Source organism: Pseudomonas sp. PS01299, assembly GCF_029960145.1.
Classification (GTDB): domain Bacteria; phylum Pseudomonadota; class Gammaproteobacteria; order Pseudomonadales; family Pseudomonadaceae; genus Aquipseudomonas; species Aquipseudomonas putida_A.
The window spans coordinates 1-9,768 of the sequence record NZ_JASCPO010000219.1 but is presented as its reverse complement, the minus strand read 5'-3'; the positions used below and the strand labels follow the sequence as shown (position 1 = coordinate 9,768).

Sequence of the window (9,768 nt, the reverse complement as noted above, 5' to 3'; positions counted from 1 at the left end):
GGCTTGCTCGCGAAAGCGGTGTGTCATTCAAATTGTATGTTGACTGACACGGCCTCTTCGCGAGCAAGCCCGCTCCCACAGGGGATAGTGGATCAGTTCGAGAGGGCATTCCAGTGGGCGAGCACTGCCGGCAAATCGGTCAGGCTACGGATCTCGGCATCCGGCAGCCGCTCGGCTTCCCAGACTTTGCCAGCCGGGTTGAACCAGATCGCGCGCATCCCCGCCTGCTGTGCCCCGGCGATGTCATCGCCCGGATGATCACCAATGTGCACCGCCAGGTCTGCGCTCACACCACCGCGCTGCAGAGCTTCATGGAACAGGCGTACATCCGGTTTGGCGATGCCGATGTCTTCCGCGCACAAGGCAAACTTGAAGTAATCCGCCAGGCCCAGCCGACGCACGTCGGCGTTGCCGTTGGTGACCACGCCGAGTGCGTAATGGTTGGCAAGGATTTCCAGGGTCGGTTCGACCTCCGGGAACACCTCGATCTGATGCCGCGCATGCAGGAATACTTCAAAGCTTTTGTCGGCTAGATCCGCAGCTTCGCCGTGGGCGTACCCGGCTTCCTCCAGTGCGTGGAACAGCACCCGCCGACGTAACGCACTGATGCGGTGCTTGAGACCCGGTTCGCTGGCCAGTACCCGCTCACGAATCCCCCACAAATGCTCCACCGGCACCGCGCCCAGATTCGGCGCGTGTTCGCTCAGCCACTGGCGCAATACCGCTTCGGCGCTGACGATCACCGGGGCGGTGTCCCACAGAGTGTCGTCGAGGTCGAAGGTGATCAACTGGATGTTCATGAATCGTCGCCTTTGCTGCGTTTGGCCCGTGGGTGGGCGCTGTCATAGACCGCCGCCAGGTGCTGGAAGTCCAGGTGGGTGTAGATCTGCGTGGTCTTGATGTCCGAGTGGCCGAGCAGTTCCTGCACCGCGCGCAGGTCCTGCGAGGATTCCAGCAAGTGGCTGGCAAAGGAATGCCGCAGCATGTGCGGGTGCAGGTTCTGCCCCAGTTCGCGCTCGCCGGCCAGTTTTACTCGCACCTGAATCGCCCGTGGGCCGAGGCGCCGACCTTGTTGGCTGACGAATACGGCGTCGTCGGCCGGGTTGGTCATGGCTCGCAGCGGCAGCCATTGCTCCAGTGCTTCGCGGGCCTTTTTGCCGACCGGCAGCAGGCGGGTCTTGCTGCCCTTGCCGAGCACCTGAACCATGCCGTCGGCCAGATCCAGCTGATCGAGATTGAGCCCGGTCAGCTCGGACAGGCGCAGGCCCGAGGAATAGAAGAGTTCGAGAATCGCCTGATCGCGCCGCGCCAGAAAATCATCCTCGACGGCACCTTCCAGCAGTTGCAAAGCACGGTCGGTGTCGAGGGTTTTCGGCAGGCGCCGTTCGCCTTTCGGCGGCGCCAGTCCGGTGGCCGGGTCGTGGTCGCACAGACCTTCGCGATTCAGATAGTGATAGAGCCCGCGCACCGCCGAGAGCAATCGGGCAAGGCTGCGTGACGACTGGCCCTGCGCATGCAGGCGGGCGATCAGGCTGCGCAGACGCTGAATATCCAGCGCCGCCCAACTGCCAATGTTCTGCTTGAGGCACCAGCCGAGGACTTTATCGAGGTCGCGGCGGTAGGCCGACAGGGTGTGCGGCGACACCTGTCGCTCACTGCGCAGGTGTTCGCAGTAAGCGTCCAGTTGTCGTTCCATGCTCAGCGTACCGAGCGCAGGGAGCTGTTGACCCGTGGCAGCACGCGGCCCATGACTTCGGCGATGTAGCTGAGGAACAGCGTGCCGACCGAGCTCTTGTAGTGCTGCGGATCACGGCTGGCGATCGCCAGAATGCCGTGGATGCCTTGATGGCTGACCGCGACTACCGCGGTGGAGCCGATCTGCTTGCGCTGTTCTTCGCCGAACAGGAAGTCCAGCTCATGTTCTCGCAGAGTGCCGCTGACGCTCTTGCCTTCGGTGAGCAGACCGCCGATCGCGGTTTGCGCGTCGGCATGAGTCACCCAGCGGCCAACCGGTGCCGGGTTGTCGCCGAGCAGGATCAGGCTGACAAAGGGCACCTGAAAGTCCTGGCGCAGGCTGTCTTCGACGCTGATCACCACGTCTTCCAGACTGGCCGCGTCCATCAGCGACAGGATCAGGCGGCGGGTCTTGTCGAACAGCCGGTCATTGTCGCGGGCGACGTCCATCAACTGCGAGAGGCGGTGGCGCATCTCGATGTTGCGGTCGCGCAGGATGCTCATCTGGCGTTCGACCAGCGAAACGGTGTCACCGCGCTGGTGGGGAATGCGCATGGTAGGCAGCAGTTCTTCGTGCTCGACGAAGAAGTCCGGATGAGCCTCCAGGTATGCGGCAACCGCTGCCGCCTCCAGGCTCTCGGACGCTGATTCGTCGGACTGTCGGGCGGGTACCTGAGGCTTATCGGTCATGGCTTCTGCTCACTCAAAGACGCACTTGTCCTTCGTATACACGCACTGCCGGGCCGGTCATCAGCACCGGGTGGCCAGGGCCTGCCCATTCAATGGACAGACGCCCGCCGGGCAGGTCGATCAACAGCGGCGAATCCATCCACCCCTGGCTGATGGCCGCAACTGCAGCGGCACAAGCGCCGGTGCCGCAGGCCTGGGTTTCCCCGGCCCCGCGTTCCCAGACGCGCAACTGCGCGCGGTTGCGGTCGATGACCTGGATGAAACCGACGTTGACCCGCGCCGGGAAGCGCGGATGGTGTTCGATTTTCGGCCCCAGTTCATGCACCGGTGCATTGTTGATGTCCTGTACGCGCAGCACCGCATGGGGGTTGCCCATTGACACAGCGGCCAGTTCGACCGTGGTGCCGTCGACTTCCAGCTGATAGCTGCTGGCCTGCGCCGGTGCGTCGAACGGAATATCCGCCGGCACCAGACGCGGCGCGCCCATGTTCACCCCGATCTGGCCGTCGTTACGCACGTCCAGCTCGATGATGCCGCCCTTGGTCTCGACGCGAATCTGCCGTTTGGCGGTCAGGCGCTTGTCCAGAACGAAGCGCGCGAAGCAGCGTGCACCGTTGCCGCACTGTTCCACTTCCGAGCCATCGGAGTTGAAGATCCGGTAACGGAAATCCACGTCCGGATTGCTCGGCGCTTCGACGATCAGCAATTGGTCGAAACCGATACCGGTGTGCCGGTCGCCCCATTGCTTGGCGTGCTTGGGCTGAATATGCGCGTGCTGGCTGACCAGGTCGAGAACCATGAAGTCATTGCCCAGGCCGTGCATTTTGGTAAAACGCAGCAGCATGGGTTACTCCGGCAGCAGGCTTTCGCCGGCAAACAGCTCGGCCACGGTTTCGCGGCGGCGCACTTCAAAAACTTGATCACCGTCTACCAACACTTCAGCGGCACGGCCACGGGTGTTGTAGTTGGAACTCATCACGAAGCCGTAGGCACCGGCCGAATGCACGGCCAGCAGGTCGCCTTCTTCCAGCGCGAGCTCACGATCCTTGGCGAGGAAATCGCCGGTTTCGCAGATCGGGCCGACGATGTCGTATTTGCGCGCAGCGGAGTCACGCGGTTTGATCGCAGTGACGTCCATCCAGGCCTGATACAGCGCCGGACGGATCAGGTCGTTCATCGCCGCGTCGACGATGGCGAAATCCTTGTGTTCGGTGTGCTTGAGGTACTCGACCTGGGTCAGCAGCACGCCGGCGTTGGCGACGATGAAGCGGCCCGGTTCGAACACCAGCGCCAGGTCACGACCGTTCAGACGCTCGCGCACGGCCTTGATGTAGTCGCCTGCCAGCGGCGGCTCTTCATCGCGATAACGCACGCCCAGGCCACCACCGAGATCGATGTGGCGCAGGTGGATGCCGCAATCGCCGAGGCGGTCGACCAGGTCCAGCAGACGGTCGAGGGCATCGAGGAACGGCGGCAGGGTGGTCAGTTGCGAGCCGATGTGGCAGTCGACACCGATCACTTCCAGGTTCGGCAGGTGCGCGGCACGCACGTACACGTCTTCGGCGTCGGCAATGGCGATGCCGAACTTGTTCTCTTTGAGACCGGTGGAAATGTACGGGTGGGTGCCGGCGTCGACGTCCGGGTTCACGCGCAGCGAGACCGGTGCGCGAACACCCAGCTCGGCAGCCACGACTTGCAGGCGCTCGAGTTCGTCAGTGGATTCGACGTTGAAGCAGTGCACGCCGACTTCCAGCGCGCGACGCATGTCGTCACGGGTCTTGCCGACGCCGGAGAACACGATTTTGTCGGCGCTGCCGCCAGCGGCGAGTACACGTTCCAGCTCGCCACGGGAAACGATGTCGAAACCGGCGCCGAGACGGGCCAGGACATTCAGAACCCCGAGGTTGGAGTTGGCCTTGACGGCGTAGCAGACCAGGTGCGGCATGCCGGCCAGCGCGTCGGCGTAGGCCAGATACTGGGCTTCGATGTGCGCACGCGAGTAGACGTAGGTGGGCGTGCCGAAGCGGTCGGCGATGGCGGACAGCGCCACACCTTCCGCGAACAGCTCCCCGCCACGGTAGTTAAAAGCGTCCATGGCGATCCCTTATTGGTAAACGTCGTGCTTGTGTGCTTTGGACGGCTGCTTCTGCGAAGACTGGGCTTGCTCGGCCGGGTCCTGATCGTCATCCGGCAGGTACAGCGGGCCTTTTTGACCACAGGCCGAAACGAGGCAGGCAACCGCGACGAGCGCAGCAAGGGAAGAGATCAGGCGCTTCATGGCGAAATCCTTGAAAATGCGTTAATTGCGCCGGAGTATACCGGCCACCCGGCAGCTTGCCTATGCGAGGGGGTTCCCGTCCGGCGGGGCTGTCTGAATACGCATAAACCCCTGTGGGAGCGGGCTTGCCCGCGAAGGCGTCGGTCCAGTCGAGAAAAATGCTGGATGTGCCGGCCCCTTCGCGAGCAAGCCCGCTCCCACAAGTGTTGTGTTGGATGTGCCGGCAGGTGCTTGGTCGTTAATCTTTGCAATCGGCCGGCAGCGTCCGTATCTTGCGGCGCTTGAGCCTGATCAGACATTTTTTGAGGTTGCCACAATGAGTTTGTCCGAAGCGCGTTTCCACGATCTGGTCGATGAAACCCAGGAAAAACTGGAGGACATCTTTGACGAAAGCGACCTGGATATCGACCTGGAAAGCTCGGCCGGTGTACTGACTGTGAAGTTTGAAAACGGCACGCAGCTGATTTTCAGTCGTCAGGAGCCGTTGCGCCAGCTGTGGTTGGCGGCGGTCTCCGGCGGTTTCCACTTCGACTACGACGAAGAGAGCGAGCGCTGGATGTGCGACAAGAGCGAAGAGCAACTGGGCGAGATGCTCGAGCGCATCGTCAAGCAGCAGGCCGGTGTCGAATTCGATTTCGAAGGTCTGTGATTTCGTGACTGATAGCGCACCTGTTCGTCCGCCAAAGCCGCTTTACAGCAACATCAGCCCGGCCGTGCCTTCGCCGTGCAGCGGCGTGTGCCGGCTGGATGAACAGAAGGTTTGTCTCGGCTGCTTCCGCCATGTCGAGGATATTCGCGAATGGCGCTCGGCAGACGATCAGCGCCGTCGGATCATCTGCCAGCAGGCTGCCGCACGAAAAGCCCTGACTTGACTCGACCTTGTGGTGAGGGGATTTATCCCCGATAGACTGCGCAGCAGTCTCAGAAGCTTGGGGGCCGCTGCGCGACCCATCGGGGATAAATCCCCTCGCCACAGGGGTTCTTGCCAGATCAAAAGTGGGTGGCTTGTATATTTTTTGAGCTGTGATAGTGTCCGAACACGCCTCAACCCATCGAGGCATGGTGAAAACCCCGTCTTTTTTGGCGGGGTTTTGCTTTTTTTGTGTGCAGAAGAAAGGAGTCTGCCCGGATCATGACCGCACCTTCCATCACTCTTACCCGTCTGGACGTGCAACGTCTGGAGCGCTTGATCGACAACCTGAATGAGAAAGACCAGGCTGCGCCGGGCGTGATCGCGCTGCAAACCGAACTGGACCGCGCCGATACACTGGTCGGCCACGATGAAGTGCCCGCCGATGTCGTGACGATGAATTCCCGCGTGCACTGCCGCGAAGAAGGCAGCGGCAAGGACTATCACCTGACGCTGGTCTATCCCAAGGATGCCAACGCCGACGAAGGCAAGATCTCGATCCTCGCGCCGGTCGGCAGCGCGCTGCTGGGCCTGAAGGTCGGTCAGCACATCGACTGGCCGGCTCCGGGTGGCAAGACCCTGAAACTGATTTTGCTCGAGGTCGAATCGCAACCGATCAAGGGTGGCGATTTTCCGGAGTAACCCGCCTCAGACCTGTTCGAGCGCCTCGTTCAGGGCGCGCTCCAGGTCGGCCTTGTAGCGCAGATACAAATTGCTTGAACTCTGACCATCACCGAGCAGGCCCGAGAGGTCCAGGTCGGTGATGTAGCAGCGATAGCGCTCGGTCTCGCGGCGCTGCTCGACGATCTCCCGGGCGACCACGTGGAACAGCTGGTCGCCATATTCCAGCTCGCTGAATTCCCGTTGATTGCAATACAAGGTGACCTGCACCTCGCCCGGTGCGGCTTTGCCGACGATCGCCTGCACGTCGTAGAACGGTTTGTTGACCGGTGTCTGCGGCGCCGGTCGTGGTTCGACCCGGCGCGCCCGCCCGGGGCCGGAAGGCAATAGCTGGTAATACAAGGTGTCGAGGCCGACCGCCGGGCTGCCATCCATCGGCAACAGCGCTTCGCGTCGGTACTGGATCGATTGCAGGAAGCGCTGCAGCGGTACCAGCAGGCTCTGTTCATCGTGATACGGCAGATGCTGTTGCCACAGCGCGTTGAACTCATCCAGCACGTACAGCTCGGCCTGTTGTTCGCTGATCCGGTAGAACACCTGAATCGATTCCGGCTGACCCATCGGCAGGATCAACGCGAGGTCGTGATCCTCCAGCGCCATCGGGTCCAGGTGCAGCGGGCTGTAGCGCGGCTGTTCTTCGCCCAGATAATCGAGCAGCGCCGGCAGTGTCGCGAGGGCTACGTGATTGACCTGGCCCGGCACCAGCTCCAGCACGTGATAGTGCTGTTGTACCTGAATCAGGTAGCGGTGATTGAGCTCGCTGAGCAGCAGGGTCTGCGCGGTGTCGATGACTTCTTCGACGCGCCGGGCAATGAACTGCGCGCGGTTGTGGCAGAAGCAACGCACTTTCAATGATGGCTGCTGCGGGCCGCGCGGCAGATTGTTGAGATAGTCGCGCAGGCAATCGAGCAATGCGTGGGGGCCATCGAAGCGGTTGACCAGCACTTCATTCCAGCTGTTGAGCGTGACCTGATCGAGGGTCAGCACAAGGTTTTCGCGCACCCCGGCGTAACTCAAGGAATCGGTGCGTTCGGTGGTCATCAGGATGTTCAGGTCGCGGTGGTGCTTGAGCGGATCGACACCGACGTTGACCAGCATCAGCACTTCGCTCGGCACCGCAGCGCGCAGCAGTCGTTCTTCGGCAACGGTCGGCAGGGGCAGGTCGATGCACTGCTGCAGGCTGCCGAGCAGGTTGAACAACTCGAACTCGCTCATATCGCTGGTGCCGGGGTGCAGCGCCAGGCGCGTACTGCTGTCGATTACGCCGTTGCGATGGCACCAGGTCAGCAGTTCGAGCAACTCGCGGCTGCGCTTGATCGGCGCGAAGTGCTCCCACTCCAGCGCGTTCAGGCTGCCGTTGTACAAACCCCACTGGGTCTGCCCGGGCTCTTTCTTGTTCGGCGATTGCACCAGCGTCAGGGTGTCTTCGGCCAGATCCGGGGCGATGCCGGGATTGATGAATTCGACCTTGTCGGCCTTGCGCTCGAACGCGGCGTACAAGCGACGACCGAGCACGTTCAGGTCGCGCTTGTTGATCAGGCTGACGGTCTGTTCGCTGCGGGCGAACTGGGTCAGGAAGCGGTAGCTGTAATTCAGCTCATTGACCAGGGCGCGGCGTTCGGCGCTGACCTGGCGGACTTTCCACTGGCTGCGGCTGTCGAGCAAGGCCAGTTGCCGCTGATCCCAATGCCATTCGTGCGCCAGGCGCTCCAGCAGCGAACGCTGCCAGCTTTGGGTGCGGCTGTTGCCGGTGAGCTTGCGGTTGACCTTGAGGTACAGCGCGCGCCGCACCAGCTCCAGACGCTCCGGCTCGTTGCGGGCGCAGAGGTATTCCTCGATGCGTCGGTACACCACCATGTACGGATCCAGCTCATCCAGATCCAGCTGATTGGCGAACACGGCCTGCTTGTAGCGCAGGCTCAGGCACTGCACTTGCGGGTGTTCGCTGGCGTAGACCTCGGTCAGCAACAGCTTGAGCACCGACTTGTAGGGCGATTCGATGCCCTTGAACAACTGCCACAGGCCGGCACCGATGAACTCGCCCGGCGGAATTGTCGCCAGATGCCCGAGATCAAGCGTCTCGTCGGCGCGAATGAAACGCTTGGACAGCAGAGTGTGGGTGTACAGGTCGTAAGCGCTTTCTTCGTAGACCGGCACCAGCCACCAGATCGGTGTGCGCCCGGCCAGCCAGATCGCGGTGCGATAAAACTCGTCCAGCAACAGATAGTGCTGCGTGCTGCCGCAGTTTTCGGAGCTGAGCTGGGTGTCGCGTTCGCCTTTGACGAAACGCACCGGGTCGATCAGAAAGAAGTGCGCCTCGGCGCCTTGGGTCGCGGCCCAGGCTTCGAGGAGCTGGCATTTTTTGCGCAGCTCGGCGAGTTCGTTTTCGCTCAGGTCCGGTGCGTGGCAAACCCACACGTCCATGTCGCTCTGATCGGCCTGGGCCAGGGTGCCGAGGCTGCCCATCAGAAACAGTCCGTGAATCGGCCGAGGCGGGTTGCTGCCATGGCGCGGCTTGTAGGAGAACGAGCGGGTCAGGCGCTGCGCTTCGGTGAGGGCGCTGGCGTCCGGTTCATAGTTGGACAGCCCGGCGGGGGTGCTGCCGGAAACATAGCCCGGCAACAGCGGGTGATTGACGTGGAAGAACAGCGGCAGCAGGGTCAGCACGCCTTGCTGGCGGCTCGACAGGCCTTCAAGTGCCCGGCCGAGCCGGCCTTCATTGAGTTTGAGAAAACGCGCGCGCAGCTGGCTGAGCACCTTGCGGTCGATGCCTTCGTCCAGGTCGGGGCGGATTTCATGGGTGCGCGTCATGTCAGCTCAAACCGGCTCGCAGGCTCGGACGAAGAGGGTCTCGGAATGGGAGGCAGTTTAGCCTTTGCGCAGCGGGACTTTTAAGCTGAATTTGTTTTTTGACGTCAGATTTTTAGCGGTGAGCGATCAAGCGGGCCCGCGGAAATCCCGTGGCAGGAGTTCCCGTGGGCGAAGACGGGAAAAATCAGGCGGTTTCCTGTTCTCTCAGAATGGTCAGCACGGTTTGCACATTTTGCGCGGCATCACGACCCAGGCTGGTCAGATACCCGCCATCGGGCTTGTCGGTGAGGTCTTTCTCGAAGAGGCGTTTGGCGGCGGCGATATGTTTCGGGGCAGCGGTCTGATGAATTTTCAAACCTTCCTGGGAACTGTCCAGGGGAAAGAGTGCGAGGACTTCCAGTTCGGCAACCAGCTCAGGGGTAAGCGACATAAGGACTCCAGACTTTCTAGGAATTGGACGACAGCGCCCCTAAGGTGAACCCGCTTTTGCGGCATGTCCAGTGCCGGTGGCCGGGTTTTTCCTTTCGAGGTGGAGTGCAGTGTAGTCAGGGGCCTGGAGATGGTGCGGCAGATACGTAACAAACATTGTAGGAGTGAGCCTGCTCGCGATTGCGCCGTGTCAGTCAGCTGATTTTTTGCTGAAAGAACGCAATCGCGAGCAGGC

General features: G+C 61.9%; 11 protein-coding genes. 3 read left to right on the top strand and 8 right to left on the bottom strand.

Going from position 1 to position 9,768, the window contains the following annotated elements; genetic code table 11:
- Window positions 1-92: 92 nt before the first annotated feature.
- From QMX91_RS25435 to QMX91_RS25410, 6 genes are read right to left on the bottom strand one after another with little or no spacing between them, the layout of a single operon-like run.
- Window positions 93-800 (bottom strand): HAD-IA family hydrolase, encoded by a 708-nt coding sequence (locus tag QMX91_RS25435; protein ID WP_282413553.1) that lies wholly within the window; start codon window positions 798-800, stop codon window positions 93-95.
- Window positions 797-1,696, bottom strand: coding sequence for a tyrosine recombinase XerC (xerC, locus tag QMX91_RS25430; RefSeq protein ID WP_003229409.1), 900 nt, complete (start codon window positions 1,694-1,696; stop codon window positions 797-799). The genes QMX91_RS25435 and xerC overlap by 4 nt, the downstream gene beginning before the upstream one ends.
- A gap of 2 nt (window positions 1,697-1,698) precedes the next feature.
- A complete protein-coding gene (locus QMX91_RS25425) occupies window positions 1,699-2,424 on the bottom strand; it encodes a DUF484 family protein (protein ID WP_282413552.1) in 726 nt (241 codons plus the stop codon).
- A gap of 13 nt (window positions 2,425-2,437) precedes the next feature.
- A complete protein-coding gene (gene dapF / locus QMX91_RS25420; RefSeq protein ID WP_027610441.1) occupies window positions 2,438-3,268 on the bottom strand; it encodes a diaminopimelate epimerase in 831 nt (276 codons plus the stop codon).
- A 3-nt stretch (window positions 3,269-3,271) separates the two neighbouring features.
- Window positions 3,272-4,519 carry a diaminopimelate decarboxylase gene (gene lysA, locus QMX91_RS25415; RefSeq protein WP_098966238.1) on the bottom strand — a complete coding sequence of 416 codons (1,248 nt, stop codon included), beginning with the start codon at window positions 4,517-4,519 and terminating at the stop codon, window positions 3,272-3,274.
- Between the two features lie 9 nt (window positions 4,520-4,528).
- On the bottom strand, window positions 4,529-4,702 hold the full coding sequence (locus QMX91_RS25410; RefSeq protein WP_007911098.1) for a lipoprotein: 174 nt from the start codon (window positions 4,700-4,702) through the stop codon (window positions 4,529-4,531).
- 316 nt (window positions 4,703-5,018) lie between these two features.
- Here QMX91_RS25410 and cyaY point away from each other — a divergent pair, with 316 nt between their 5' ends.
- The 3 genes from cyaY to rnk all read left to right on the top strand — a co-directional run bounded on the left by cyaY (window position 5,019) and on the right by rnk (window position 6,254).
- Window positions 5,019-5,351 carry an iron donor protein CyaY gene (gene cyaY / locus QMX91_RS25405; protein WP_003229398.1) on the top strand — a complete coding sequence of 111 codons (333 nt, stop codon included), beginning with the start codon at window positions 5,019-5,021 and terminating at the stop codon, window positions 5,349-5,351.
- Window positions 5,352-5,355: 4 nt separating this feature from the next.
- Window positions 5,356-5,574 (top strand): DUF1289 domain-containing protein, encoded by a 219-nt coding sequence (locus tag QMX91_RS25400; RefSeq protein WP_081730175.1) that lies wholly within the window; start codon window positions 5,356-5,358, stop codon window positions 5,572-5,574.
- Window positions 5,575-5,834: 260 nt separating this feature from the next.
- Window positions 5,835-6,254, top strand: a complete 420-nt coding sequence (gene rnk / locus QMX91_RS25395) for a nucleoside diphosphate kinase regulator (protein ID WP_115988639.1) — start codon at window positions 5,835-5,837, stop codon at window positions 6,252-6,254.
- A gap of 6 nt (window positions 6,255-6,260) precedes the next feature.
- On the opposite strand, the gene QMX91_RS25390 is transcribed toward rnk, so the two are convergent.
- Window positions 6,261-9,104, bottom strand: a complete 2,844-nt coding sequence (locus QMX91_RS25390) for a class I adenylate cyclase (RefSeq protein WP_282413551.1) — start codon at window positions 9,102-9,104, stop codon at window positions 6,261-6,263.
- Between the two features lie 184 nt (window positions 9,105-9,288).
- Window positions 9,289-9,534 carry a TIGR02647 family protein gene (locus tag QMX91_RS25385; RefSeq protein WP_098966233.1) on the bottom strand — a complete coding sequence of 82 codons (246 nt, stop codon included), beginning with the start codon at window positions 9,532-9,534 and terminating at the stop codon, window positions 9,289-9,291.
- Between the last annotated feature and the right edge of the window lie 234 nt (window positions 9,535-9,768).